General features: G+C 31.9%; 26 protein-coding genes and 2 tRNA genes. 22 read left to right on the forward strand and 6 right to left on the reverse strand.

Features of this window, described 5'->3' with window-relative positions:
• Positions 1-152 precede the first annotated feature (152 nt).
• A complete protein-coding gene (locus B5G32_RS03500) occupies positions 153-548 on the forward strand; it encodes an ATP-binding protein (RefSeq protein ID WP_087245704.1) in 396 nt (131 codons plus the stop codon).
• 1,081 nt (positions 549-1,629) lie between these two features.
• Here B5G32_RS03500 and B5G32_RS03505 read toward each other — a convergent pair.
• The 3 genes from B5G32_RS03505 to B5G32_RS03515 form a co-directional block, all read right to left on the reverse strand.
• A complete protein-coding gene (locus B5G32_RS03505; RefSeq protein ID WP_087244608.1) occupies positions 1,630-2,109 on the reverse strand; it encodes a hypothetical protein in 480 nt (159 codons plus the stop codon).
• Positions 2,110-2,228: 119 nt separating this feature from the next.
• Positions 2,229-2,753 (reverse strand): hypothetical protein, encoded by a 525-nt coding sequence (locus tag B5G32_RS03510; protein WP_087244607.1) that lies wholly within the window; start codon positions 2,751-2,753, stop codon positions 2,229-2,231.
• A gap of 11 nt (positions 2,754-2,764) precedes the next feature.
• Positions 2,765-3,064: a matrixin family metalloprotease gene (locus B5G32_RS03515; protein ID WP_087244606.1), complete on the reverse strand. Its 300-nt coding sequence runs from the start codon at positions 3,062-3,064 to the stop codon at positions 2,765-2,767.
• 709 nt (positions 3,065-3,773) lie between these two features.
• On the opposite strand from B5G32_RS03515, the gene B5G32_RS13775 reads away from it, so the two are divergent.
• A complete protein-coding gene (locus B5G32_RS13775) occupies positions 3,774-3,926 on the forward strand; it encodes a hypothetical protein (RefSeq protein ID WP_158093963.1) in 153 nt (50 codons plus the stop codon).
• Positions 3,927-4,438: 512 nt separating this feature from the next.
• Complete coding sequence (locus B5G32_RS03520) at positions 4,439-4,795, forward strand: transcriptional regulator (protein WP_087244604.1); 357 nt, start codon at positions 4,439-4,441, stop codon at positions 4,793-4,795.
• Between the two features lie 74 nt (positions 4,796-4,869).
• On the opposite strand, the gene B5G32_RS03525 is transcribed toward B5G32_RS03520, so the two are convergent.
• The 3 genes from B5G32_RS03525 to B5G32_RS03535 all read right to left on the reverse strand — a co-directional run bounded on the left by B5G32_RS03525 (position 4,870) and on the right by B5G32_RS03535 (position 6,674).
• Positions 4,870-4,943 (reverse strand) — tRNA-Gly (locus B5G32_RS03525).
• A 6-nt stretch (positions 4,944-4,949) separates the two neighbouring features.
• A tRNA-His gene (locus tag B5G32_RS03530) sits at positions 4,950-5,026 on the reverse strand.
• 262 nt (positions 5,027-5,288) lie between these two features.
• On the reverse strand, positions 5,289-6,674 hold the full coding sequence (locus tag B5G32_RS03535; protein ID WP_087935865.1) for a VanZ family protein: 1,386 nt from the start codon (positions 6,672-6,674) through the stop codon (positions 5,289-5,291).
• A gap of 225 nt (positions 6,675-6,899) precedes the next feature.
• Here B5G32_RS03535 and B5G32_RS03540 point away from each other — a divergent pair, with 225 nt between their 5' ends.
• The 19 genes from B5G32_RS03540 to B5G32_RS03630 all read left to right on the forward strand — a co-directional run bounded on the left by B5G32_RS03540 (position 6,900) and on the right by B5G32_RS03630 (position 26,374).
• On the forward strand, positions 6,900-7,583 hold the full coding sequence (locus B5G32_RS03540; protein WP_255374738.1) for a ChbG/HpnK family deacetylase: 684 nt from the start codon (positions 6,900-6,902) through the stop codon (positions 7,581-7,583).
• Between the two features lie 82 nt (positions 7,584-7,665).
• Positions 7,666-8,511, forward strand: a complete 846-nt coding sequence (locus B5G32_RS03545; protein ID WP_087935867.1) for a hypothetical protein — start codon at positions 7,666-7,668, stop codon at positions 8,509-8,511.
• A 199-nt stretch (positions 8,512-8,710) separates the two neighbouring features.
• Positions 8,711-9,556 carry a diaminopimelate epimerase gene (dapF, locus tag B5G32_RS03550; RefSeq protein ID WP_087244598.1) on the forward strand — a complete coding sequence of 282 codons (846 nt, stop codon included), beginning with the start codon at positions 8,711-8,713 and terminating at the stop codon, positions 9,554-9,556.
• Entirely contained in the window at positions 9,549-10,253 is a 705-nt protein-coding gene (gene dapD / locus B5G32_RS03555) for a 2,3,4,5-tetrahydropyridine-2,6-dicarboxylate N-acetyltransferase (RefSeq protein ID WP_087296734.1), read from the forward strand. The genes dapF and dapD overlap by 8 nt, the downstream gene beginning before the upstream one ends.
• 9 nt (positions 10,254-10,262) lie before the next feature.
• Positions 10,263-11,384: a M20 metallopeptidase family protein gene (locus B5G32_RS03560; RefSeq protein ID WP_087935868.1), complete on the forward strand. Its 1,122-nt coding sequence runs from the start codon at positions 10,263-10,265 to the stop codon at positions 11,382-11,384.
• 3 nt (positions 11,385-11,387) lie between these two features.
• On the forward strand, positions 11,388-12,569 hold the full coding sequence (locus tag B5G32_RS03565) for an aspartate aminotransferase family protein (protein ID WP_087935869.1): 1,182 nt from the start codon (positions 11,388-11,390) through the stop codon (positions 12,567-12,569).
• Positions 12,570-12,628: 59 nt separating this feature from the next.
• On the forward strand, positions 12,629-14,656 hold the full coding sequence (locus tag B5G32_RS03570) for a cysteine peptidase family C39 domain-containing protein (protein ID WP_087935870.1): 2,028 nt from the start codon (positions 12,629-12,631) through the stop codon (positions 14,654-14,656).
• An 11-nt stretch (positions 14,657-14,667) separates the two neighbouring features.
• The gene (gene ybeY / locus B5G32_RS03575) at positions 14,668-15,129 is read left to right on the forward strand and encodes an rRNA maturation RNase YbeY (RefSeq protein ID WP_087244593.1); all 462 of its coding nucleotides are present in this window, start codon (positions 14,668-14,670) and stop codon (positions 15,127-15,129) included.
• 3 nt (positions 15,130-15,132) lie between these two features.
• A complete protein-coding gene (cdd, locus tag B5G32_RS03580; protein WP_087244592.1) occupies positions 15,133-15,528 on the forward strand; it encodes a cytidine deaminase in 396 nt (131 codons plus the stop codon).
• Positions 15,525-16,421 (forward strand): GTPase Era, encoded by an 897-nt coding sequence (era, locus tag B5G32_RS03585; protein WP_087935871.1) that lies wholly within the window; start codon positions 15,525-15,527, stop codon positions 16,419-16,421. The genes cdd and era overlap by 4 nt, the downstream gene beginning before the upstream one ends.
• Positions 16,399-17,139, forward strand: a complete 741-nt coding sequence (gene recO / locus B5G32_RS03590; protein ID WP_239386183.1) for a DNA repair protein RecO — start codon at positions 16,399-16,401, stop codon at positions 17,137-17,139. Before era ends, recO begins: the two co-directional genes overlap by 23 nt.
• Positions 17,140-17,210: 71 nt before the next feature.
• Positions 17,211-19,025, forward strand: a complete 1,815-nt coding sequence (locus tag B5G32_RS03595; RefSeq protein ID WP_087244590.1) for a YgiQ family radical SAM protein — start codon at positions 17,211-17,213, stop codon at positions 19,023-19,025.
• Position 19,026: 1 nt separating this feature from the next.
• Positions 19,027-19,941: an alpha/beta fold hydrolase gene (locus B5G32_RS03600; RefSeq protein WP_087244589.1), complete on the forward strand. Its 915-nt coding sequence runs from the start codon at positions 19,027-19,029 to the stop codon at positions 19,939-19,941.
• 137 nt (positions 19,942-20,078) lie between these two features.
• Positions 20,079-21,449: a glycine--tRNA ligase gene (locus B5G32_RS03605; protein ID WP_087296740.1), complete on the forward strand. Its 1,371-nt coding sequence runs from the start codon at positions 20,079-20,081 to the stop codon at positions 21,447-21,449.
• A 15-nt stretch (positions 21,450-21,464) separates the two neighbouring features.
• The gene (gene dnaG / locus B5G32_RS03610; RefSeq protein WP_087935872.1) at positions 21,465-23,207 is read left to right on the forward strand and encodes a DNA primase; all 1,743 of its coding nucleotides are present in this window, start codon (positions 21,465-21,467) and stop codon (positions 23,205-23,207) included.
• An 8-nt stretch (positions 23,208-23,215) separates the two neighbouring features.
• Positions 23,216-24,496 carry an RNA polymerase sigma factor RpoD gene (gene rpoD, locus B5G32_RS03615; RefSeq protein WP_087244586.1) on the forward strand — a complete coding sequence of 427 codons (1,281 nt, stop codon included), beginning with the start codon at positions 23,216-23,218 and terminating at the stop codon, positions 24,494-24,496.
• 1 nt (position 24,497) lies between these two features.
• Positions 24,498-25,181, forward strand: coding sequence for a tRNA (adenine(22)-N(1))-methyltransferase (locus B5G32_RS03620; RefSeq protein ID WP_087244585.1), 684 nt, complete (start codon positions 24,498-24,500; stop codon positions 25,179-25,181).
• Positions 25,171-25,914 (forward strand): Nif3-like dinuclear metal center hexameric protein, encoded by a 744-nt coding sequence (locus tag B5G32_RS03625; protein ID WP_087935873.1) that lies wholly within the window; start codon positions 25,171-25,173, stop codon positions 25,912-25,914. The genes B5G32_RS03620 and B5G32_RS03625 overlap by 11 nt, the downstream gene beginning before the upstream one ends.
• A 16-nt stretch (positions 25,915-25,930) precedes the next feature.
• A complete protein-coding gene (locus tag B5G32_RS03630) occupies positions 25,931-26,374 on the forward strand; it encodes an NUDIX hydrolase (protein WP_343286325.1) in 444 nt (147 codons plus the stop codon).
• Positions 26,375-26,378: the final 4 nt, after the last annotated feature.

A 26,378-nucleotide genomic window follows, 5' to 3' on the forward strand; every position in this document is an offset into this window, starting at 1 on the left:
ATCTACAGAAATATTATCCGAACATAAAAAAATAATGTAAAGTAAATCAATAAGAAACGGTATAAAAACGTGCTTATTAGAACTTACTTTACATTATTTCTAACTTTACATAATTCCCATAATGTAAAGCTTTACATTATGGGAAGACCTGGATTTCAAATGCATTAGGTGTCCATGCATGTCGTTCAAGAAAACGTGTAAAATATATTCGTTTGCCAGAACTGCTTATGGATTTAGAAACAGCCAGAATTCAAGGAACATATCGCAAGATGATGAAGCAGTTGGGAAAACTTGATCTACTTATCATCGATGAATTTTTATTATCATCAGTAAATGAAACAGAAGTCAACAGCATTCTAGAAATCATGGAATTGAGATGTAATAAAAAATCAACGATACTTTGCAGCCAATGGACACCTGAAGGATGGTATCAAAAACTTGGTGGTGGACCGATAGCCGATGCAATATTAGATCGAATCATCAATAGTTCTTATAAAATATTACTGGAAGGTACTTCCATGAGAGAAGAATATTCAAAACTCAAATAGCTAAGAAGCCAGTCTGTATGGACTGGCTCTCTTATCGGACGATGTGGCTCTAACTAGCGGTTTGGTGGTGGCTCTCATATAGCGAACAGAGTGGCTCTCGCCACCCGTCATATACACTGAGGTATACTTTTTATATTTTTGGTGTTATTTTGGTGGGAATATCATTTATGCCCATTAATGAATATTTCACTTTAAAAATCGAATAGTATTACTTGTTTGATGTCGTCATCACACCTGTGTGATGACGATTTTTCTTTTATTTTTGTTTTTCTTTGTAAGCACTAAATAATAAAGTCTATTTGTAAAGTTGATTGAATTGATAAGATAGATCCTATAATTTAACGGGAGGATTTAAATAAATCTTTCAGTTTTATTTTTATATAAAATAGATTTAACTATAACCTTACTGTAAAATCAGAATTTCATTATTGATCAGATTCATCGGAATAACTGGTCAGAATAATCAGAATATTAGGAACAATATTGGTTAATTAGGAATATCGGAATAATTGGTCAACTTGAGCAGAATAATCAATAGCAGATGCCATACTTGATAGAATAGTAACGTCTTCATATACTATTCATATAAATGGTGACAAATCAATGAGAATACAAAAAAGGATTAATAAAAAGATGCCACTATGGTCAAATCTATAATGACTATTTTATCATCACACTAGTGTGATGACGTCATCAAATGAGTGAAACGGTGTCATCTTTTTAGTGAAATACTCACATTAAACTATGATAGAGTTATTATCATACATTTTTAATAAACTTATATACAGGATTTGTAACTCTAGTATTATAGTTATGTCCTTGTACTATAACAGTTATTATCAAACCATTACCATTCTTGCTTTATATCACAGGAAATATACCAGCATGTACTTCTATTGACGGGTTTAACTTTATAGGTAATCCATTTTACAAATGTTTCCTTCTTTGTATCTGCATTATAATCGTAAGCGTAAAATGAAAAAGCCATATTATTGATCAACAACATTGATTATAATTGTGGCTATAATAAATATCCCACTCGTATTATGTTTTTGAAATCCAATTATAATATTGACTTTTATCATCTATATACTGGAAGCTGAAATAACGCAGTGTCATTTGTATATTGTGTATGGAATTTTAAAAAAAGTTCCTTTGTATTTTTATGAATAGAATATGCTAATTGAGCTGAATATGTTTGATTTTTCTTTATTATTCTAGGCTTATTATGAATCAATGAACAATCAATATATTCAATTTGTTGATTTGAATCATCAACCACATCGAAATTCTTTTGATTAATTATAAAATTATCTTCAATATTATTGTTTTTATAAGTGAAATCTATGATAACGATTTCGCAATCAGAATATGTCTGTACTTTTGATATATTATTGATAGTAAAAGTATAAAGCTGTTTATCATTTACTTGGACTCCATACTCGGTTCCAATTGAAAGTGTTTCATTAATTTCTTTATTTTTTTTCATAAAGCTAACAAAAATAATCACTATAGTGAATACCACCAATAGAATTATTGGTATCATTTTCTTTATTTTCACACTTTTACCTCCTCAAAGTATTCTTATATATTATTCAATAAAAATAATTATGATTTTACGCTAATGAATCTATACTTTAATAATAATTTAAAAATAACGATTTTGTACAAAAGAGTCTATTATTTTAGAGCTTTTTTCACCTCTTGTTTATATTCTTCTATTGACTGACTTGCATTAGTCACTTCTTCTTTCACAATTTCATATGCTCCCAAATTTCCACCACAAATCATTTTTACTTGAGAAGCGATAGGTCCTTCATAATCATAGAGATAGAGTATATATTGTTGATTTTTCTCAAGAGGTGTAAACATTTCTTGTTCTCTTAAAATTGTAATGCTATCTTTTAATTCGGATTGAGAGTATAATATATCATTAATATGAAATGTTATTTTAACAAATGGAATGCCTCCATATTCAAAAGATGGACTGATATCAGTTACTGTACCTTCAAGAATATAAGGTGCTTTAATAAGATCATCTTCGTCTAAATAATCTCCTACTATTTTTGCAGTAGAATTATCAGGGATATGTTTTACAACAGTTACTTGCTTATTATGGGAATAAAATATAAATATTATAAAAACAAATATAATAGCTGTAAGACAAACGATTAAAACTTTCCATTTTTTTAGTACTGTTTTCATACAATCTCCTCCTACCATATTTTATGATAACCAGTAATGTCTCCAGCATATAGACTAGCTGAACCTTTTAAACCAGTTGAACGCATCAATTCACTTTGCCAATTTACATGTCCTAACCCTAATGTATGTCCTAATTCATGAGCAACTACTTCTGATCTCTGTGTATCATTTTTAACTGCTGAATCGTTTAAATATATTGTGTATTTTGTAGTGTTTCCGGCCCATGAAGCAGTATCATAAGCTTTACTTTCTATTTTATAAGTAGAAGTCTCTAAACTGATGCTTGCACCTTCGTCATTCCATTGTTTCATACCATTTTTAATAGAAGTAGTCCAATTTGTACTTCCATTTTTAGTATATTGAAGTTTAAAGTTTTTCTTTCCATATTTGACAGAAGAGCTTATTACATAATGGGCTGCATGTTTTTGATATTTTAGGTGTTAAGGCATTAACGATATGATTTGATGAAATGAAAGTTAAAAATGTAATTATAAATGTAAATATAAAGATTTTGCTATATTTTATTATATTCGATAATATATATTGTAACTTCTTGTAAATTTATTTTATAATATTGACTACACTCTAAAATTTATGATTATTCATAAAATACAAAACAGAGATTATAATATGGGTAATTATAAAATATTGTGTTATATATTTAACTCATTTACTTTTATGGTCATACATTTATACATTGGAATCACCTTCTTTTATAACTAACTAATAAAAGTCAATTCTAAATAGACTAACTGTCATAATAATACAAAATAATATATATTAAATATTATACATATATCTAAACCATTAAAATATTATAGTGATAACAATTAAATGTATGACTTTCTATATTTAGTTTATCATATATACTTTTAATTTAAAAGTTCTTTTAATATGATGATTATATTTTTTGATAAGTTCTTTTTTTACAAATTTATGCTATACTTATTACAGTAAATGTTTCATAAAAAATCTTAATAATGCCTTAAGATTTTATAAGAACAAAGGAGAATTATTTTTATGAAAGCATCTGAAAAATTATCATTAATATCACAGGTACAGGATGATGTAGATTATCTCTTGAATAAAAAAATATCATGTCATTATCCAAAAAGTCTTTGCTTTTTGGATAATGGGATTATCTCTATATTCAGTATTTTGTTTTATCATTGATAATATCAATATATATTATCAGCTCTACAATTTTTCTTTTTATTATCCAATAAAGAACTCATGTCAAATTGGTTTCAATTGTATTCTTTTAATTCTATTATGGAAATCAATCAACAAAGTAATTTCATTACAGGAAAGGAGATTTTTAAAAACTTGGTTCATATTTCCTTTGCTTATTTCTTCAGAACAAATTATGAGCTGCATAATGACTTATATAAATGCTGATTTCCTTTTTACCTTTTACTTGACTTTTCCAATGTCTATGATTATCAACATTATCATGTTATTTTACATACATTACTATATAAGACAGAGATATATTCTTTGGATCATAGGAATAAATATTGTATATTTAATATTTAGCTTTTTATACTCAATATATTTCCCTACATTGACGAATATTTCTTTGTTTACACAGACATTGTTTTCATTAATAGACATTATCAAAACATATCTAATAGCTTGCATTCTATCGAATTTATTTGTTGTGCTATATATGGGAGGTGAGAACAATGAACAACATATCTGAACAATCTAAAGCATTTGAGTCAAATATACGTTTACAGATTATTGCTAGTTTGTATAAAAGTGATCTTTCATATAGACAATTAAAAGAGATATGTAATTGTAGTGATGGCAATATGGCAACACATCTTAATAAGCTCATTCAAAGTCAGTTCATTTTAAAACACAAAAGAATTTACAATGATAAACCATTAACAACATATCATTTGACAGACTATGGAAGAAACGAATTCATAAAATACGTTGAAATACTAAAAACAGTGATAGAAAAGGAAAGAATCGAAAATGAAAAAGAAAATATTATTGATAATCAACCTGTTACTAATGATTTTTCCGTTGAATAATGTAAGAGCTTATGATGATGAATAAAAAGAATATAAAAAACTCCCTATTTTCATAAGGAGTTTAACTTTACATATGGAGCGGGTGATGGGAATCGAACCCACGTAGTCAGCTTGGAAGGCTGAAGTTCTACCATTGAACTACACCCGCATACTCTGGGGCGGTCGATGGGAATCGAACCCACGAAATGCCGGAGCCACAATCCGGTGCGTTAACCACTTCGCCACGACCGCCAAATCTTGTATACCTCAATCAGGCAAATACAAGTATATAAGATTTTAAAGCATTTGTAAAGTTATTTTTTTATTTTTTCAAAATTATTTTATTTGAGTATGAAAATAAGAAGTGTTATAAGTGAGAATCTCGTTAAAAATTTGATAGTTATATAAGAAATGAGAGTTTGTTAAATAGTTTGAAATATGTAATCGTGATATATAAATGATGTCTTCTTTTATAGGGATCATATCTCAATGAAGAATTCATCATTTTTTTACTTTATGATTGAATAGCAGGAATATAGATGATTTGATCGTTTTCTATTCCAAATAAATAGACTGGCTGATAGAAACCTTTAGAATCTTCAACATAGACGAGGTTCGCAGAATGGATAATGATTTCCTGATCCAAACTCATCATCCAATCCTGATTGAATTTTCCATCTTTTATAAGTTCAAAAGCCTGTTGTTGAGAAATGATTGGAAATTGTTTATAAGAATCATAGGTTTTTAAATCATAACCTAAAGAGATAAGTGTTTTATTTGCGTTGATTTGACAAGAAATAGAGCCATTGAGGTATTGATGATCAACGATATCCTGAACTTCAAATATGTACTGTCCATCATCTAATGATGTAAAAGTGGCTTGTTGAGGAATCTGGATGCCTTCTTTTTGAATAATGTCTTTAACTTCTTGTTCAGTTAAATTGTCTTGTGGTGTATCTGATTCATTGGTATACCAAAGATGGAAAGTTCCACCACTATAATCAATATTGGCTAGGATTTCTCTGTTTTGAGAATAGAAATAAATAGTTTCATCATAGATATCTGTTTGAGTATCATCAATAGTTAATCCATACTTGTTGAAAAAAGGTTGAATGATATCATAACATTCATCTTGTGTATACTGTTTGGTTTTATAGACATCTTGCAAAGATGGCTCATCAGATAATGGAACAAGACTAGTCACTTCAATATGTGACATATCAACAGTTTTATAATAGTTTTGTTGCAGATTACCTAATTCCTGTTTGGAATAGGAAATAAATATAGTAGAGAAAGCAATGATTGTTAATAGGAGAGGTATTTGAGCCATAAATGTATGTATCATATTTATTTGATGCTTTTTATATTTTTGATAGATGTAACGTCCTAGAGAATAGAGTCCAAAACCTATCATACATCCTAAAGCATTATTCAAAATATCATCTATTTCAAATATACCACGATTGGTTAACAATTGTGTAAGTTCAATACACAGCGTCAAAAGGATTCCAACTATGTAAGTCACCCACCAATGCTTCATTTTTGAAGATACAAGCGGTAATAAGAATCCTAAAGGTATAAACATACATATATTTAAAATGATATTACGCCATTCACGCATATCAAAATGATTTATAGCGAGTCTATATGAGCTAAATAATTCAGTGCTGGCTTTCATATCAAAAGAATAGCTTGGACGACCTAGCGTTGCTATTATGACAACTAAAATATAGCCTATCAATAATCCTCTATAAATAAGTTTTTTGATATCTAGCGGTGTTTGTTGATATTTTTTTGATTTGAAGATGTAAGCCAAATAAACAATAGCCAGAATACCTACAATAAAGCAGGCTACTCCAACTGAAGGAATTGCTAATCTTAAAAATTCAGATAATCGCATTTATATTCTCCTTTACTCATGTGTTGGTGAACATTATAACATATATAAGTCATATATCAAAAATCATTTTTGTATCATTCTGTCAAAATCACGTGTGATATGATATAAGCGGATAGTGATTATCTTTATGTTGTGATAAAATATATATAAAAGATGGAGGGACTTATAATGAAAGTAATTATGAATGCAGATGATTTTGGTTTTTCAAAAGGTGTTAATTGAGCTATTTTAGAAGGATTTCAACAGGGAATTTTGACTTCAACAAGTTTAATGGTCAATATGCCTGGTTTTGATCATGCAGTTTCGTTGATGAAACAATATCCTGATTTATTACATGTGGGGATTCACCTCGTTACAACAGCGCAATATTCAATTGTGAAAGGATTAAAGACATTAACTGATGAAAATGATCATTTTTATCGTGATCCACAAATCATTGAAAAGAGTGATCAAAGTGAACTTGATTTGGAATATCAGGCTCAAATGGATAAGTTTTTAGCAACGGGTTTACATCCTGATCATATTGATTTTCATGTTTGTACAACACCTAAACAATTAAAGGCAGCTATGAAACTGGCTCAAAAATACAATTTACCAATGCGTGCTCAAACACAGGAAATAGAAGCTATTTTAGCACAAAATGGTATTCGTTATGCACCATGCCATATTCCAGATTTTTATGATCATGGGACTGTAGAAATGTTACTGGAATTATTGAATCAAAGTTTAAAAGAACAAAGAGAAAGTGTTGAATTTGCTTTGCATCCAGCTTATGTTGATCAAACTTTATTAGAATTAAGCAGTTATAATATCCAAAGGGCAAAAGAATTGGCAACATTAATGGATCCAAGAGTTATGGGATTTATACAAGAGCATCCTATTGAATTGATTCATTTTGGAAACATATAAAAATGAATTTGAAAATGTCATGATAAAAAATCCCATATTTTGTTGGATTATGTTACAATGTAAATAGGGAAGGAGAATATCTATGAAAAAACTATTAAAAACGTTGTCGTTGTTATTAGCTGTTTTCTTATTAACAGGATGTATGAAAATGACAATCAATCTTGAAGTCAATGCTGATAAAAGTGTCAATACATCTATGGACTTTTTGATGGAAGAAAGTGCTTTGACAGCTTCACAAATGACAAAAGAAGAATTTGTTGAACAAATGAAAGAACAGATGTTATCTTCAGAAGAAACAAAAAATGTCAAAGTGATATCAATTGAAGAAACAATCAATGCATCAAATTGGGTTGGTGTACGTATGGAAGGGTTAGCTTCAACAGCAGATGAAATGGGAGTGAACATTACTGAAGAAACCATTGATGGTAAGGATTGTATAGTTCTTAAATTACCAATGGAAGATCTCAGTCAACAAATGGATTCTCAATTATTACAATCAGCAGATTACTCTGTAGATAAGATGAAAGCATTAGGTTTAGAAATGGTTATTAATGTCAAAATGCCAGGGAAAGCAACATCTAATGTAGGAACTGTTGATGGACAAAATGTAAAAATTGATCTTTTAGAATTAGTAAGCCAGTCTCATGCAACAAATGAAATCGTAATTTCATCACCAAAATCAGCTGGTATGGATATGACATTTATTTTTATTGGAATTGGGGCATTAGTTATTATTGGAATTGTTGTGTTTGTTTTAAAAAATAAAAAGAAAACAAAACAAACATTGATAGAAGACAATATAGATTCTCAATTAGATGAATCTGTAGAGTCTACGCCAGATACGCAAACAGAAACAATTCAACAAGAACAGATAATAGAACAGGATCAAAAACAACCACAAGATCATACAGATGAAAATAACGGCTAAGCCGTTATTTTTAATATACACTATGATAATAGATAATCATGAGTAATAAAACAATTAATAAAATAGAAATCGTTTGATTGATTTTTTTAAACATATATTTCATAGACTCACCTTATTTTTAATATATGCAAATATTTCAAAAGACTTTTCATTATATCAAAAAAATGTTAATATATTTCAAAAAGATAGAGGTGAAAAAATGCTAAAATTTACAAAGATGGAAGGACTAGGAAATGATTATATTTATGTAGATGGAATCCATCAAAAAGTGGATATGACCCCTGAGTTTATTACCCGCATCAGTGATCGTCATTTTGGTATTGGTAGTGATGGTATGATTGTGATTTTACCTTCACAAAAATATGATTTTTTCATGCGTATGTTTAATCGTGATGGTAGTGAAGGAAAGATGTGTGGGAATGGGATTCGCTGTTTTGCTAAATTCGTTTATGATCATCATTTAACAGATCAAACTTATTTGGAAATTGAAACATTGGCTGGGGTCAAAAGAGTCTGGTTACATGTTGAAAATGGAACAGTGCAGTCAGTCAAAGTAGACATGGGTCAACCGTCTTTGAATACGCAGGATATACCTTGTCTTTTTAATAAGGAACAAATGGTTGATGAACCCTTAAACATCAATCATCATATTTATCGTTGTACAGCTGTTTCTATGGGGAATCCCCATGTTGTAACATATGTTGATCAGCTTGATTTTGAAATTGAAAAGATAGGTCCATATTTTGAAAAAAATGAAATGTTTCCTGAATCAGTCAATACTGAGTTTGTTCAGGTGATTGATCGCCAGCATTTAAAGATGCGTGTCTGGGAAAGAGGATCAGGAGAAACAATGGCCTGTGGAACAGGAGCCTGTGCCGTCATGTATGCCAGCTATGTCAATGGATTATGTGACTCACAGGTTGATGTGGAACTTTTAGGTGGTATTTTAAATATTCAATATCAGGACGGACATATTTTCATGGAAGGACCAGCCAGAACAGTTTTTGAAGGAATAATGAATGAGGAGGATTTTAAGAATGTATAGTACAGCACAAGAAATTATTCAATATATTAGAGATGCAAAGAAACAGACACCTGTAAAGGTTTATGTTAATGGACATGATTTACCAACAGATGACTCTATCAAAGTATTTGGAACAGAAACAAGTCGTGTTTTGATTGGTGATTTGGATAATGTTCAAAAATATTTAGAAGCTCATCAAGATCAAATTACAGAAACGTATTTAGAACAAGATCGTCGTAATAGTGCTATACCTATGTTAGATATGCGAAATATTAATGCACGTATTGAACCTGGAGCATTTATTCGTGAAAATGTGACAATTGAAGATAATGCCGTGATTATGATGGGGGCTGTCATTAATATTGGTGCTAAAATTGGTGAAGGTTCAATGATTGACATGGGAGCTGTCTTAGGTGGTCGTGCTGAAGTTGGAAAACACTGCCATGTTGGAGCTGGAGCAGTCTTAGCAGGAGTTATTGAACCACCTAGTGCCAAACCCGTTGTTTTGGAAGATGATGTTTTAATTGGTGCGAATGCAGTTGTTGTAGAAGGTGTTCGTATTGGTAAAGGTGCTGTTGTTGGAGCTGGAAGTATTGTCTTGAATGATGTGCCAGCTGGAGCTGTTGTTGCAGGAAATCCAGCACGTATCATTAAAGAAGAAAAAACAGATGAAACAAAAGAAAAGACACAGTTAATGGATGATTTAAGAAAAATTTAAGGTGAGATTATGGAAGATGTCAAACGCTGGAGAAGAGATTTACATCAGATTCCCGAATTAGGTTTAAAAGAATATCAGACGGCAGAGTATTTACGTCATGAATTAGAACAGATGGGATATCATTGGGAAAGTATTATCGAAACAGGAACGCTTGTTTATATTGATTATGGTTGTCAGTCAACTTTGGCTTTTCGTAGTGATATTGATGGTTTGCCTATTCATGAAAAAAATCAGGTGGATTATGTTTCAAAACATCCAGGCTGTATGCATGCCTGTGGTCATGATGGACATATGAGTGCCTTATTAGGTTTTGCGAAACGTTTAAAAGAAATCAAAGAACCATTGAACTATAATATTCTTTTGTTGTTTCAGCCTGCTGAAGAATCACCAGGCGCAGCACGTCTGGTTGTAGAATCGGGTGTCTTAGAAAAATATCATGTGAAAGCTATTTTTGGAATGCATTTAATGCCAATGATTGAGGAAGGCAAAATTGCCTGTAAAAGTGGACCGTTAATGGCTATGTGTGGTGAAATGGATGTGACCATTCATGGACAAGGAGCACATGCAGGATTACCGCAGGAAGGTATTGACAGTATCATGATTGCTAACCATGCCTATATGCAATATCAGACAATGATTTCCAGACATATTTCACCGTTTTCACCAGTTATTTTCAATATTGGGGAAATACATGGTGGAACAGCACGTAATAGTGTCGCTACACAAACTTGTATGCATGGAACATTACGCTGTTATGATGAATCTCTTTTTCATAAAATGGCACAGGAGATACAAGCTATTCATGATGGTTTAATGAAAAGTTATAACTGTCAGATTGAATGGAGTTGTCCACCTATGTATCCACCAGTGATGAATCATCAATCATTGTATCAGCAATTGAAAGCATGTGTGGATCCATCGACATATATTGAATTGGATGAACCATTGATGTTAGCTGAAGACTTTGCTTTTTATCAAAAAGCAATTCCTGGGGTATTCTTTTTTGTAGGTACAAAATGTCAGGAATATCAAAGTGGATTACATACGGAAACGTTTAATTTTCATGAAGAAGTTTTAGAAACGGCAGTTGATTTATATGAGAAATTGGCTAGAAATATAAAGGGGGTATAAATTGTGGAAGATTGGTATACAAGAGGGGAAAATGCTTTTTTAAAAGCTTATGGTCGTTATGATGTTGTTTTAGAAAAAGGTGAAGGTGTTTATTTATATGATACAAATGGACGTCGATATTTAGATTTTTATGCAGGTATTGGGGTCAATTCATTAGGATATCATTATCCTGCCTATGTTGAAGCTATGCAAAAACAGATGGCAACATTAACACATGTATCAAATTATTTTTATACACCAATTGCTATAGAGGCAGCTGAAGCTGTCAAAAAAGCAACACAGTTAGAAGCCGTCTTTTTCTGTAATTCAGGAACAGAAGCGACAGAAGGCGCTTTAAAACTGGCTAGAAAATATTATTATTTAAAACATGGTAAAGCAGATAGTGAGATTATATCATTTCATCATTCTTTTCATGGACGTTCAACAGGTTCTGTCAAATTAACAGGGAATCCAGCTTATCAAAAAGCCTTTGGACCACTCATTGATGGTGTCTGTTATGCCACATTAAATGATATCGAAAGTGTCAAAAGTCTCATTAATGAACGTACTGCAGCTATTATTGTGGAACCTGTTCAAGGTGAAGGTGGTGTTTATCCTTGTGATAAAACCTTCATGCAAGAATTAAGAGCTTTATGTAATGAACATGATATTTGTCTGATTTTAGATGAAGTTCAATGTGGTATGGGACGAACAGGAACAATCATGACTTATTTCCAATATGATATTTTACCTGATATCGTGTGTCTTGCAAAAGGAATTGGCTGTGGAATTCCAGTTGGTGCTTTTGTGGCTAATAAAAAATGGGCACAAGCTATGGAACCAGGAGATCATGGAAGTACATATGGTGGTAATCCATTTGCTTGTAGGGCAGTCAAAACAGTTTTTGACATCTTAGAAAAAGATCAGATTCTACCACATGTTCAGGAAGTTTCGCAGTATCTCATTCAACGTTTAGATGAAGTTGTTGATCAGTTTGATTGCGTGATAGAACGTCGTGGACTTGGTTTGATGCAAGGATTAGTATTGAATCAAGAAGCGAAAAGTGTTGTGAAAGCATTGTTAAATGACGGTGTTATTGTTGTAACAGCTGGCAGCAATGTGATTCGTATGTTACCGCCACTGATTATCACTCCACAACATGTTGATGAATTTATTGAGAAATTGAAAAAAATTTTAAAAAAATGATCATAAAAAAAAGAAAAACCCCTTACTTTTTGCGTATATAGAAGTAAGGGGGTTTTTCTATGCATAAATATCCAATTGAATTACAAGATGAAGAAAAGTCGTGTGGAGCTTATTGTATTGATATGATTTTAAAATATTATCATTTTTATGATGAAATCAAAAATATAAAGAAAAAAGCCAGATTAAATCAAAATGGAATCTCTATAAGAGGTATGATTGAATGTTTAAAAAGTTATCAGATTGAAGCCAAAGCCTATGAAGCTACTTTAGAAGATGTTGTTAGGGAAGTAAAGTGTCCATGTATTTTATATATGATTTATGATGGAATAGGACATTTTGTTGTGTTATATGAGATTAAAGATGAAGAGTATATCATTGGTGATCCAGCAAAAGGATTAGTCAAAATGTACATAGAAGAGATGAATGAACATTATGGGCAAAGAGTCATTGTGATTAAACATGTGGGACGTGTTCCTCAGCTTCATTATAAAAGTTATAGACAATTTTTAAAAGATACCTTTTTTGCTTATCAGCGTTATATGATATCTTTGATATGGAAAGGTCTATGGATTGCGGTTATTGGTTATGGCAGCAGTTATTTTTTTCAGATTCTGATTGATTATATTCATTTGAAAACTGCCTTTTTCTATATGGCCATATTAGCGATGGCTTATACAACCTTAGAATGCATACGTACATATATGACACAATTAAAAATGAAAGAAATGATTCATCTCCAAAAGGCTATGGATGAAGATTATGTTTTTCAGTCACTTATGAATATGTTGAAACAGTCACATTCATTTTTTTATCAGGATCATGGTGTGATTCAAAGTCAATTATTAAGTCTTTTTGATTTGACAGAAATGAGTCTGGAGTGTTTTGAGAAATTCTTTTTAGATGGTTTATTCTTTGTTGTTTTATTTGTGGGTATGTGTTTATTGAATATCTGGTTAGCCTTGATTGTAGCAGTGACTTTTATAGTCATATGTGTCATCAGTTATTTTCGATTAAAAGATTTTCAAAGCATAAATAAAAATTATTTAGAAGCACATTATCTTTTTAGACATCATGTGTTAGAATTGATCGATAATCATTCTTTAATTCGCTATTTTCATTTGTTTCAAAGACAACGTGAAAGAAGTTATCATGTGTATTTAGATGAAGCTTTATTAAAAGAAAGACAAGCCTTATTTTTAAATCAATTTCAGTCTTTAATTCAATATTTGATTGTTTTATGTTATGGTATTGTTTTATTGGTAGGATTTTATCTTTTTCATCTTCAACATATTACAATGGGACAGTTGATCATGTTTTATATGCTGGTTTCTTATTGCATTCAGCCTGTTTTAAATATGGTTGCTTTAGCCAGTCAGTATAAACAGGTCAGTTTGATTTATGATAAGTATAAGAATTTTGAAGTTGATTTAGAGGAATCAAAATGTACTCTTGATCAACCGATTACAACTATTCGTTATGATGATGTCACTTATGCTTATGGTTATCAGTTACCAGTTTTAGAACATATTGATTTAAATATCCAACATCATCTGTGGATTAAAGGTATTACAGGTAGTGGAAAAACAACCCTTTTAAAGTTATTATTAGCAGAAGACTTAGCATATCAGGGTGATATTTATATCAATGATTTAGAATTGAGGCAGATTGATTTGGCTTCTTTATATGAACATATTGGATATTTAAATGAAACGCCAACATTTTTACATATGACACTTCAAGATAATTTTCTATGTCAGGATGAAAAGAAAATACAATTCTATTTAAAAACATTTGGACAGGAGAGTTTAAATGATATGATGCATATTGTCTTGTCAGAAAATGGATATCCACTATCCCTTGGACAAAGACAGGTTGTTGCATTGATTCGCATCTTGTGTCGTGACTGGGATGTGCTGATTTTAGATGAGGCCTTTTCACATATGGATACACGTTTAGCAAATAAAATTTTACGTTATCTGATGAAAAATGATGAAGGAAAAATTTATATTATGATTAACCATCAAACAAAGATAGTGAACAAGAATATGGAATGTGTTATAATTGAAAAAGGAAAAATAAAGAAATAAAGGGTGAGAAGATGAATATTGATTTTGTATATGAAGATGAAAAGCATTTATGTCAGGAAGATTATGAAGCTGTTTTTCGAAAAATTATTGAAACAACATTACAGACATTGCAGATTGATGATGATGTAGAATTATCATGTGTGATTGTTGATGATGAACAGATTCATCAGATGAATCGTGATTATCGTCATATTGATCGTGCAACAGATGTGATCAGTTTTGCATTAGAAGATAATGAACAATATTATGTGGCCGGTATGCCAAGAAGCTTAGGGGATATATTCATTTCATATGAACATGCCTGTCAGCAGGCACAGGAATATGGACATTCATTAAAACGTGAAATGTGCTTTTTAATGACACATGGACTTTTACATTTGCTTGGTTATGACCATATGAATGAAGATGATGAAAAAGAAATGTTAGCTTTACAAAAAGATATTTTAAATCAGTTAGGAATAGAAAGAGGTTAGAATATGGATTATCAAGAACTTGTTGATGAAGCATTCAAAGCTTCGCAAAATGCATATGTTCCTTATTCTCATTTTCGTGTGGGGGCCTGTTTATTGTTGAAAAATGGACAAAAAATTTATGGCACAAATATTGAAAATGCGGCTTATGGTTCAACAATGTGTGCTGAACGTAATGCTGTGTTTCAGGCTTATTGTCAAGGCTATCGCCAGGATGATATTGCAGCACTAGCCATTGTTGGTGACTGTTCACCACTTATTTCACCATGTGGAGCCTGCCGTCAGGTTTTGGCTGAATTGTTAGATCCCCTTACACCTATTATTTTAGGAAGTAAAGATTATTATGAAGTCACAAATATGCAGGAGTTATTACCTCGTGCATTTACAGGAGAGAGTTTATGACATTTAAATCAGGATTTGTAAGTATTGTTGGACGCCCTAATGTTGGAAAATCAACATTATTGAATCATATTTTAAAAACAAAATTAGCGATTACATCATCAACCGCACAAACGACACGTAATACGATTCAAGGTATTTATACAGATGATGAAGCGCAGATTATTTTTATGGATACACCAGGGATTCATAAACCACAGGATGGTTTAGGATCTTTTATGAATACCAATGCTTTAAATAGCATTTATGGTGTGGATATTGTCTTATTGCTTGCGCCAGCGAATGAAAAGATTGGTCGAGGAGATCGTTTTATTGTCAGTCGTTTAAAGGAAGCAGATGGACCTGTTTATCTTCTTTTAAATAAGATTGATTTGTTGTCAAAAGATGAATTAATTCAAAAGTTAAATGAATGGAAAGAAATGTTTGATTTTAAAGAAATTATTCCTATTAGTGCTTTAAATGGGGATAATGTTGAACATCTCATGGATACAATCAAAAGTGATTTAAAAGAAGGGGTTATGTATTATCCTAAAGATCATATTACTGATCATCCAGAACGTTTTATTATGGCAGAATTTATTCGTGAAAAGATTTTATATTTTACTCATGAAGAAGTGCCTCATAGTGTTGCGATTGTGATTGAAAGTATGACTGAAGATGAAGATGGTGTTCATGTCATGGCGGCGATTGTTGTGGATCGTCCAAGTCAAAAAGCTATTATTATTGGTAAACAGGGAAGTATGATTAAAAAGATTAAACAAAATGCCAGACGTGAAATGAAACGTTTTTTACAAACTCCAGTTACATTAGAACTTTTTGTGAAAGTAGAAAAGAATTGGCGTAATAAACAAAAGTATTTAAGAGAGTTTGGTTATGATGAAAATGACTATTCATGAGGAAGTTGTTGAAGCTGTTATTTTAAAGAAAACACCGTATAAAGAAAATGATATGATTTTACATATTTATAGTCATGAATATGGGAAAATGAGTGTGATGGCACGTGGAATTCGTAAAATGACAAGCAAGAATGCCCGTGGGTGTCAAGAAATGATGTTAAGTGAATTGACGATTGCCTTAAAAAAAGGAATGAGTACATTGATTAAGGCTACACCACTTGATTATTTTAGGCACATTGAAGAAAATTTGGAAAGTGAGATTGTTGGACAGTATATTCTAGAATATTTCTATCGCTATATTGAAGATAATCAACCTTTAGAAAAAGAATATAGAATGTTATATGAAGCTTTACATGCTTTGGATTTGGGATATCCACCATTGCTTGTTTATCTGCTTTTTAATGTCTTTATTTTAGAACATAATGGGGTATCTTTGGATGTTGATGGCTGTGTTTTGTGTGGTTCACCTCAAGTTGTTTCTATTTCATTGGAAGATGGAGGATTTTTATGTTCAAAACACATAGGACATCATCAGCCCTATTCTCAGGATATTTTAAAAGCTTTTCGACATATTCATAAGATTCCCATAACCGCTATTGATCATTTACATATTTCTTCATCAGCCATTCAGGTATTAGTGCCTTTAATGGAATCGTTGATTGAAGAATATACGGGAATTCAGTTGAAAACATCACGTTTTATTCATCAAATTGTGTAGAAATTCTACACAATTTTATTTTTCTTCAAAACAAATTAGTGTATAATATGAGCATATAAAGGGGAAATGTTATGGGACAATTTTTACCAACAACAAAAGAAGAAATGTTAGAAAGAGGATGGCAACAGCCTGATTTTGTCTATATTAGTGGAGATGCCTATGTTGATCATCCATCATTTGGTGCAGCGATTATTACACGTACTTTAGAAAGTCGTGGTTTTAAAGTGTGTTTTTTAGCACAACCAGATTGGCGTCGTTTGGATGATTTTCAGCGTTTTGGCAAACCACGTCTTGGCTTTTTGATTTCTAGTGGTAATATTGATTCAATGGTGAATCATTATAGTGTATCCAAGAAAAGACGAAAAAAAGACAGTTATTCTAATAATGGAGAAATGGGTCATCGACCTGATCGTGCAGTGATTGTTTATAGTCAAAAAGTGCGTGAAGCTTATCATGATGCAACCATTTTGATTGGTGGTATTGAAGCCAGTCTAAGACGTTTGGCTCATTATGATTATTGGGATGATAAAGTCAGAAAATCTATTTTAATTGATGCGAATGCAGATTTATTGATGTATGGAATGGGAGAAAACAGCATTATTGAGATTGCTGAAGCATTGGATGCTGGACTTGACGTGCATGATTTGACTTATTTAGATGGAACAGTTTTTAAAACAAAGGATTTATCTATGATTCCAGATGATCATATCATGTTACCATCGTTTTTTGATATGACTCATGATAAAAAAGAATATGCCAAATCATTTGGTATTCAATATCGTAATACTGATCATTATAATGCCAAAACATTGGTTGAACCATACGAGGGATTTTATGTCGTACAAAATCGCCCTAATCGCCCATTAACGCAGATGGAGTTTGATGATACATATGCTTTGCCTTATCAAAGAACGTATCATCCAAGCTATGATTATATTCCAGCGATTGAAGAAGTGCGTTTTTCACTTATCAGTAATCGTGGCTGTTTTGGGGCCTGTAATTTCTGTGCTTTAAACTTTCATCAGGGACGTATCATTCAATCACGTTCTCATGAGTCGTTAGTTGAAGAAGCTAAGAAAATTATCCAGGATCCAGATTTTAAGGGTTATATTCATGATGTTGGAGGACCAACAGCGAATTTTAGATTTCCTAGCTGTGAAAAACAAACGACACATGGAGCCTGTCCGACCAGACAGTGTTTATGGCCAAAACCATGTCGTCAATTAAGAGTCGATCATAGTGATTATTTGGCTTTGCTTAAAAAACTAAGAAGTTTAGAAGGTGTTAAAAAAGTCTTTGTTCGTTCGGGTATTCGCTATGATTATTTAATGTATGATCAGGATGATACATTTTTTAAAGAACTGATTCAACATCATATCAGTGGTCAATTAAAGGTTGCTCCTGAGCATATCAGTAATCAGGTTCTCGATAAAATGGGGAAACCTCATCGTGAACTGTATGAAAAGTTTGTGGATAAGTATAAACGACTCAATAAAGAGATGAACAAAAATCAGTATCTTGTTCCTTATTTGATGTCATCGCATCCAGGTAGTGATTTAAACAGTGCTATTGAATTGGCTGAATATTTAAGAGATATCCATCATCAGCCAGAACAGGTTCAGGATTTTTATCCAACTCCTGGAACTTTATCAACAGCTATGTATTATACAGAGTTAGATCCACGAGATTTGACACCTGTTTATGTTGCGAAAACACCAAAAGAGAAAGCAATGCAACGTGCTTTGATGCAATATCGTCGTCCACAAAATTATCATCTTGTCTATGAAGCTTTAACATTAGCAAAAAGAACAGATTTAATTGGTTTTCAAAAGAAATGTTTAATTAAACCAAAAGGTCAAAAACGTCCACTACGAAGGGGGTCATGATATGAAACGTACTGCTTTCTTTACATCATCCATGCATATCAATATTCGTTATCATGTTTATGAGCCTCAAGTTGTGATTCGTGTAAAAGGCATTGTGCAGATTCATCATGGTTTAGGAGAACATGCTGGACGTTATGAACATTTTGCTTCTTTTCTAGCAAGTCAAGGCTTTGTGGTGGTAGTGAGTGATTTCGCTGGACATGGACGTTCTTTAATTGATTTTGAACAGGGATATTTTGGAGAACATGATGGGCCTATGCATTTGATTGAAGATATGCATCATTTGCAGATGATTATTCGTGAAAAGTATCCTGATTCACCTTATTTCATGCTGGGAGTTGATTTAGGCTCTATTTTGATACGTAAGTATATGACTGTTTTTGGTGACTTTATTGAAGGAGCTTTATTACTGGGAACACCTTCAAAAGTTGATTTCTTCTATTTGAAACGTATTTATTTACGTTTATTAAAGATGTGGAAGGGACCACTTCATAAAGCACAACAATATTCTCGCTATCTTCGTCATCGTTTAAATAAAAGAATTCGCATGACAAGTGATATGGACTGGTTAACGAGTGATGAGGATGAAAGACAGCGTTTTCTGGATGATCCTATGTCACATTTTGCATATACTGTTCAGGGATATCGAGATATTATTCATATGATACAGGAAGTCAATACTGAAAAAACAATCATGAGTATTCCTTCGTTTTTATCAATATATATTGGTATTGGTGAAAATGATCCTATGTGTCCTCATATTCAAAAACTTATTGAAAAATATAAAAAAATACCGCTTCAGGATCTGACATTTGAAATCTTTTCAGGGCAACGACATGCCTTGTTGTTTGAAAAAGATAAAAAGTTGGTTTATAAGAGTATACTGAAATGGCTAAATGAAAGGACATATTTATAAAGTACACTCATTGTTGGTTGACAAATGACTACTATAAGGGTATAAATACGAAGTAAATATATAAATAAAAGACTTGGCTTGTGCTAGGTCTTTGCTATTTTATATAGGTATAAACATAAATAAAAAGGGGTATAAATATGGCAAACAAAGATATGGATAAATTAATTGCTCATGCAAAAAATTCAGGATTTGTTTATCAGGGTTCTGAAATTTATGATGGGCTTGCAAACACTTGGGATTATGGTCCTTTAGGTGTGGAAATGAAAAATAATATTAAGAAATTATGGTGGAAACGTTTTATTCAGGAATCACCATATAATGTTGGATTAGATTCAGCAATTTTTATGAATCCACGTGTCTGGGAAGCTAGTGGGCATGTTGGTGGATTCAGTGATCCATTGATTGACTGTAAACATTGTAAAACAAGACATCGTGCTGATAAATTGATTGAAGATTATGATCCAAATATTCATAGTGATGGTTGGGCACCAGAAAAAATGATGGAATTTATTAGAGAACATCATATTCAATGTCCAAACTGTGGAAGTGAAGACTTTACAGATATTCGTGAGTTTGAATTGATGTTTAAAACATATATGGGTGTTGTCAAAGATGCCAAAAGTGTTGTTTATTTAAGACCTGAAACGGCTCAGGGAATTTTTGTGAATTTTAAAAACATTCAAAGAACATCACGTAAAAAAGTTCCATTTGGAATTGGTCAGATTGGGAAATCTTTTAGAAATGAAATTACACCAGGTAATTTTATCTTTAGAACAAGAGAGTTTGAACAGATGGAATTAGAATTCTTTACAAAGCCAGATACAGATTTAGAATGGTTTGATTATTGGAAAAATCAATGTATGCAATTTTTATTGGACTTAGGATTAAGTGCAGATAATTTAAGATTTAGAGATCATGAAAAAGAAGAATTATCATTCTATTCTAAGGCAACGAGTGATATTGAATATCTTTATCCATTTGGATGGGGTGAATTATGGGGTATTGCTGATCGTACAGATTATGACTTAGGTAGACATCAGGAATATTCTAAGAAAAATCTAGAGTATTTAGATCCTGAAACGAATCAAAAATACTTACCATATGTTATTGAACCATCAGTAGGGGCAGATCGTTTATTCTTATCTGTTTTAGCTGATGCTTATGAGGAAGAACAGTTGGAAAAAGAAACACGTCTTGTGATGCATTTCCATCCAGCTGTGGCACCTGTAAAAGCAGCTATTTTACCACTTACAAAAAAACAAAGTGATAAAGCTATGGAAGTTTATCAGTTGTTAGCTAAGGAATTTAATGTGGAATACGATGTTGCTGGACAGATTGGAAAACGTTATCGTCGTCAGGATGCAATAGGAACACCATATTGTATAACTGTTGACTTTGACAGTGAAAATGATCAGTCTGTCACATTAAGAGATCGAGATACAATGGAGCAGGTTCGTTTACCAATTCATGAACTTGTAGATTATCTTACAAAAAAGATTCGTTTTTAATAAAGGAGGGCATATATGGCACGTCTATCACAGGAAAAGATAAATGAAATCAGGCAGAGCGTTGATATTGTTGATGTGATTGGCGAGTATCTTCCTTTGGAAAAGAAAGGAAGAAATTACATAGCATTATGCCCTTTTCATGATGATAAACATCCTTCAATGTCTGTTTCGCCTGATAAGCAAATTTTTATGTGTTTTGTGTGTGGTACAGGAGGCAATGTTTTTACATTTTTACAGAAATATTTAAAAATATCATACATAGAAGCTGTTAAAAAAGTTGCCGAAATAGGTCATATTGATTTAAGTGAATATCATTTAGATGTCGTTTCATCACCGATTTCTAAAGAAAATGCTTCACTTTATCAAATGCACGAAGAAGCACAGAAAATTTATAGTTACTATCTCAATACAAAATTGGGACTGGAAGCAAAAGCTTATTTAACGAAACGTCATTTTTCTGATGAATTGATTAAAGAATTTCAAATTGGCTATGCACCTTTGCAGTCAACTTTATATCAGGCATTTGAAAAATTGGGCTTTCAGGAAATAGATATGGTCAAGTCTGGGCTGATTGTAGAATCATATCAGCATTTTGACCGTTTCCAAGATCGTATTATGTTTCCATTATATAATCAGCAAGGACAGGTTGTTGGATTTAGTGGACGTATTTATAAACCAACACAAACTGACAGCAAGTATATCAATTCTCCTGAATCTGATATTTTTATCAAAGGACAGACGCTTTATCATTACCATCAATGTAAAGAAGCGGTTAAAGAAGCTGGATTTATATACTTACTGGAAGGATTTATGGATGTCATAGCGATGTATAAAGCAGGTATTGAGAATACAGTCGCTATTATGGGAACAGCTCTGACAAAGGGACATATTCAGGCTTTACGTCGTTTGACACATCATGTTCATTTGTGTTTGGATGGTGATCAGGCTGGGCAAACAGCTATGAGTAAAGCAGCCAGAGAATTGGAGGAAGCTGGTTTTCAGGTATCCATTATTGTTTTACCTGATAATCATGATCCTGATGAAATCTATGAAGAACATGGTAAAGAAGGATTACAGGAAGCCCTTAAAAAGACATTGAAACCGATTGAATTTTTAATGAATTTTGAGTATCAGAAAATAGATTCTCAAAATTATGATGATCGTAAAAATTATTTAGAGAAAATGTGTTATGAAATTGCTAAAATTCATGATCCTATTGATCAGGATTATTACATTCAGGTTTTATCGAAACAGTCAGGTTTTTCTTATGATCTGATTCATCAGCAGATCAATGGGATGAAACCTCAATTTCATCAGGAAACAAGAGTCCCACAAAAGAAAATAACACATTTAAAGGATAAATATCAGCAAGCTGAACATGATTTGTTATTTTATATGTTAAATCATAAAAGTGTCGCTTTGAAATATGAAGCAAAAGCAGGTTTTATGTACAATGATCAATATCGTATCATTGCTTCTTATATTATTGACTACTATCGTCATCATAATCAATTAGAAATTGCAGATTTGATAAATAGTATACAAAAAGAAGATTTGATACAAACTGTGGTAGAGATTGCACAATCTCCTTTGCCTCAAGAATATGAAGAAAAAGCGATAGATGATTATATAGAAACCATAGGAAATCATGCAAAGAAAATGAAAAAAGAACAGTTATTAGAACAATTTCGTTATATATTAGATCCTCAACAAAAGGCACAGATTTTAAATGAGATTGTTAAATTAGGAGGTCAATAAAAAGTAATATGAAAAAGGATATGAAAAAGAAAGCAACACCAGTGACATTGGATGATTTGAAGAATTTAATCAAAGAAACAGCTGAAGCTATGGGTGGTAAATTATCTCAAGATGATTTAGATGCCTTTTTAACAAAGTATGACTTAGATGATGAATCAGCTGAAGAATTATTATCTTTTATTACGGATAATGATATTTTAATTGAAGATGGATTTGATGCTTTAGATGATATTGATGATGATCAGTTAATGAGTGGTATGGCAAGTGATTTGGATGATCTTGAAGCATTAGAAACATTGGATGATTTGGATAATTTAGATGATTTAGATTCAGATATTGACAATGATGTTGCTGATTTAGACTTTGGTGGCGATTTTGACATGTTAACAGGAGATACTGTTAATATGTACAGCAATGAGGAAGAAGATGATTCTAATCAGCTTGGAAGCAATGTAAAAATTAATGATCCAGTGAAAATGTATTTAAAAGAAATTGGACGTGTTGAATTATTAAGTCATGACGAAGAAATTTCTCTTGCGAAAAGAATATTAGACGGTGATGAAGAAGCTAAAAAGAAATTGGCAGCTGCCAACTTACGTCTTGTTGTATCTATCGCAAAAAGATATGTTGGTAGAGGAATGTTATTCCTTGATTTGATTCAAGAAGGAAATATGGGACTTATCAAAGCTGTTGAAAAATTTGATTATACAAAAGGATTTAAGTTTTCTACATATGCAACATGGTGGATTAGACAAGCTATTACACGTGCTATTGCAGATCAGGCTAGAACAATTCGTATTCCAGTTCATATGGTTGAAACGATCAATAAATTAACAAGAGTTCAAAGACAATTGATCCAAGAATTAGGACGTGAACCTTCAGCAGAAGAAATTTCTGAAAAGATGGATGGTATGACACCAGAAAAAGTACGTGAAATTCAAAAGATATCTTTAGAACCTGTATCATTAGAAACGCCAATTGGTGAAGAAGATGATTCACATTTAGGAGATTTCATTGAAGATGAAGGGGCAATGTCACCAGATGATTATGCTGCGAATGAATTATTAAAAGATGAATTAAATGAAGTTTTATTAGAATTAACAGATCGTGAAGAAAAAGTTTTACGTTTACGTTTTGGTCTTGATGATGGTCGTACGAGAACACTTGAAGAAGTTGGTAAAGAATTTAATGTCACACGTGAACGTATCCGTCAGATTGAAGCCAAAGCTTTAAGAAAATTAAAACATCCATCACGTTCAAAACGTTTAAAGGATTTCTTAGATCGTTAATATGAAACTATCAAAAAGATTACAAGCCATTGCGGACTTGATTATCAAATATAAACATGGAGAAAGTCTTGGAGATATAGGAACTGATCATGCTTACTTACCTTGTTATTTAGTGAATGAAAATGTCATTCAAAAGGCTTATGCCTGTGATATAGCGAAGGGACCTATCCAAGCATCTATAGAAACGATTGGGAGTTATCATTTAGAGAATAAAGTCATACCACTGCTTGGCAGTGGTATTCATCCACTTTTAGATCAACAAGTCGATATGATTAGTATTTGTGGTATGGGTGGTAAGTTAATTGTGGATATATTAGATGAATTTCCTGAATATATCCAAGATCAACGATTATTTTTACAGGCTAATGTAGGTTTAGAAGTTTTACGTGAGTATCTTTATTTACATCAGATAGAAATTATTGATGAAGATATTGTGAAAGATGCACATCATATTTATGAAATTATGGTTTGTCAGAAAACATCAAAACAACTTTCTTATCAGGAAGAAGATATTTATTTTGGACCTTATTTAAGACAAAAGAAAAATACTTTATTTTATGAAAAATGGAGAAGACAATTACATATTTATCAAAATATATTGACTTCTTTAGAGGAAAACCATCCTCGTTATCAGGAAGTTTTACATATGATTGAAATGATAGAAGGTGAGCTCAATGAAGGCTAAAGAGATTATTGCAGTTATGGAAAAGCATTTTCCTCTTTCTTTACAGGAAGAATGGGATAAATGTGGATTACAGATTGGTCAGATTGAAACAGAAGTTTCTAAGATAATGATTGCGTTAAATGCTGATTTACAGACTATTGATGAAGCCATTAGGAATCAATGTCAGATGTTAATTACACATCATCCATTTTTATTAGATCCCATTGTGAATATTGATCAGGATGATTTTATGGGCGCATTTATTTTTAAAGCTATTGAACATCATATCGTTGTTTATAGCTCACATACGGCTTTAGATAATGTGGCAATGAATGAATGGCTCATGGAAGCATTAGGGGTTCATGATATTGAACGTGGTGAAGATGGAATCACACGTATAGCCACTTTGAATCAGCCTATGACAATGGATGATTTTCTTGACCATGTACAAACAACTTATCATTTAAAGCATTTTCAATATGCTGGACATGCTGATATGGTTCGTAAGGTTGCGATATGTGGGGGAAGTGGAGCAGATTTTATGTCACAGTTCTATGGAAAAGCAGATGCCTATTTAACTGGAGATACCAAATATCGTCATGCGAAAAATGCAGTTGACCATCATATGTTATTGGTTGATATTCATCATCATGCAGAAAACATTATGGTGAGAAAATTAAAAGAATTATTAGAAAAGGAAGTGAATGTAGAGATAATAGAAGGAAGTTCTCCAGATTATTATCACTACCGATAATATGATTTTGACAACCATGTGTTATATTCAAAAGGATCATCAGACACTTATGCTCCATCGCATAAAAAAAGAAAATGACATCAATGGTGGAAAATGGATTGGTGTTGGTGGTAAATTTGAAGAGGGTGAAAGTGCTGAAGAATGCATGAGACGAGAAATCTATGAAGAAACAGGTTTAACAGCTTTAAAACTTCAACTTCATGGATTTGTTGTTTTTCCTAAACTTTACCACGGTCAGGATGAAGGGATGTTTGTTTATACATGCTGGGATTTTAGTGGTGAAATTCATGAATGTGATGAAGGTATTTTACAATGGATCGACAATGATCAGATTTCATCTTTACCTATGTGGGAAGGTGATTATCATTTCTTTGAATGGATTCAAGATTCAAAATTTCATAGTGCAAAGATTGTTTATGAAAATGATCAGTTAATAGATTATCAGGAAAGTTGCTATTAAGGTT

The sequence above is a fragment of the Massilimicrobiota sp. An80 genome (genome assembly GCF_002159255.1).
GTDB classification, from domain to species: domain Bacteria; phylum Bacillota_I; class Bacilli_A; order Erysipelotrichales; family Coprobacillaceae; genus Allocoprobacillus; species Allocoprobacillus merdigallinarum.

Excerpts from the sequence above, each read along its gene's own strand:
- B5G32_RS03510 (WP_087244607.1), bottom strand. The coding sequence starts at position 2,753 with ATGAAAACAGTACTAAAAAAATGGAAAGTTTTAATCGTTTGTCTTACA.
- B5G32_RS03515 (WP_087244606.1), bottom strand. The coding sequence starts at position 3,064 with ATGAAACAATGGAATGACGAAGGTGCAAGCATCAGTTTAGAGACTTCT.
- B5G32_RS13775 (WP_158093963.1), top strand. The coding sequence starts at position 3,774 with ATGAAAGCATCTGAAAAATTATCATTAATATCACAGGTACAGGATGAT.
- B5G32_RS03520 (WP_087244604.1), top strand. The coding sequence starts at position 4,439 with ATGAACAACATATCTGAACAATCTAAAGCATTTGAGTCAAATATACGT.
- B5G32_RS03535 (WP_087935865.1), bottom strand. The coding sequence starts at position 6,674 with ATGCGATTATCTGAATTTTTAAGATTAGCAATTCCTTCAGTTGGAGTA.
- B5G32_RS03545 (WP_087935867.1), top strand. The coding sequence starts at position 7,666 with ATGAAAAAACTATTAAAAACGTTGTCGTTGTTATTAGCTGTTTTCTTA.
- dapF (WP_087244598.1), top strand. The coding sequence starts at position 8,711 with ATGCTAAAATTTACAAAGATGGAAGGACTAGGAAATGATTATATTTAT.
- dapD (WP_087296734.1), top strand. The coding sequence starts at position 9,549 with ATGTATAGTACAGCACAAGAAATTATTCAATATATTAGAGATGCAAAG.
- B5G32_RS03560 (WP_087935868.1), top strand. The coding sequence starts at position 10,263 with ATGGAAGATGTCAAACGCTGGAGAAGAGATTTACATCAGATTCCCGAA.
- B5G32_RS03570 (WP_087935870.1), top strand. The coding sequence starts at position 12,629 with ATGCATAAATATCCAATTGAATTACAAGATGAAGAAAAGTCGTGTGGA.
- ybeY (WP_087244593.1), top strand. The coding sequence starts at position 14,668 with ATGAATATTGATTTTGTATATGAAGATGAAAAGCATTTATGTCAGGAA.
- cdd (WP_087244592.1), top strand. The coding sequence starts at position 15,133 with ATGGATTATCAAGAACTTGTTGATGAAGCATTCAAAGCTTCGCAAAAT.
- era (WP_087935871.1), top strand. The coding sequence starts at position 15,525 with ATGACATTTAAATCAGGATTTGTAAGTATTGTTGGACGCCCTAATGTT.
- recO (WP_239386183.1), top strand. The coding sequence starts at position 16,399 with ATGATGAAAATGACTATTCATGAGGAAGTTGTTGAAGCTGTTATTTTA.
- B5G32_RS03595 (WP_087244590.1), top strand. The coding sequence starts at position 17,211 with ATGGGACAATTTTTACCAACAACAAAAGAAGAAATGTTAGAAAGAGGA.
- B5G32_RS03600 (WP_087244589.1), top strand. The coding sequence starts at position 19,027 with ATGAAACGTACTGCTTTCTTTACATCATCCATGCATATCAATATTCGT.
- B5G32_RS03605 (WP_087296740.1), top strand. The coding sequence starts at position 20,079 with ATGGCAAACAAAGATATGGATAAATTAATTGCTCATGCAAAAAATTCA.
- dnaG (WP_087935872.1), top strand. The coding sequence starts at position 21,465 with ATGGCACGTCTATCACAGGAAAAGATAAATGAAATCAGGCAGAGCGTT.
- rpoD (WP_087244586.1), top strand. The coding sequence starts at position 23,216 with ATGAAAAAGGATATGAAAAAGAAAGCAACACCAGTGACATTGGATGAT.
- B5G32_RS03620 (WP_087244585.1), top strand. The coding sequence starts at position 24,498 with ATGAAACTATCAAAAAGATTACAAGCCATTGCGGACTTGATTATCAAA.
- B5G32_RS03625 (WP_087935873.1), top strand. The coding sequence starts at position 25,171 with ATGAAGGCTAAAGAGATTATTGCAGTTATGGAAAAGCATTTTCCTCTT.
- B5G32_RS03630 (WP_343286325.1), top strand. The coding sequence starts at position 25,931 with ATGTGTTATATTCAAAAGGATCATCAGACACTTATGCTCCATCGCATA.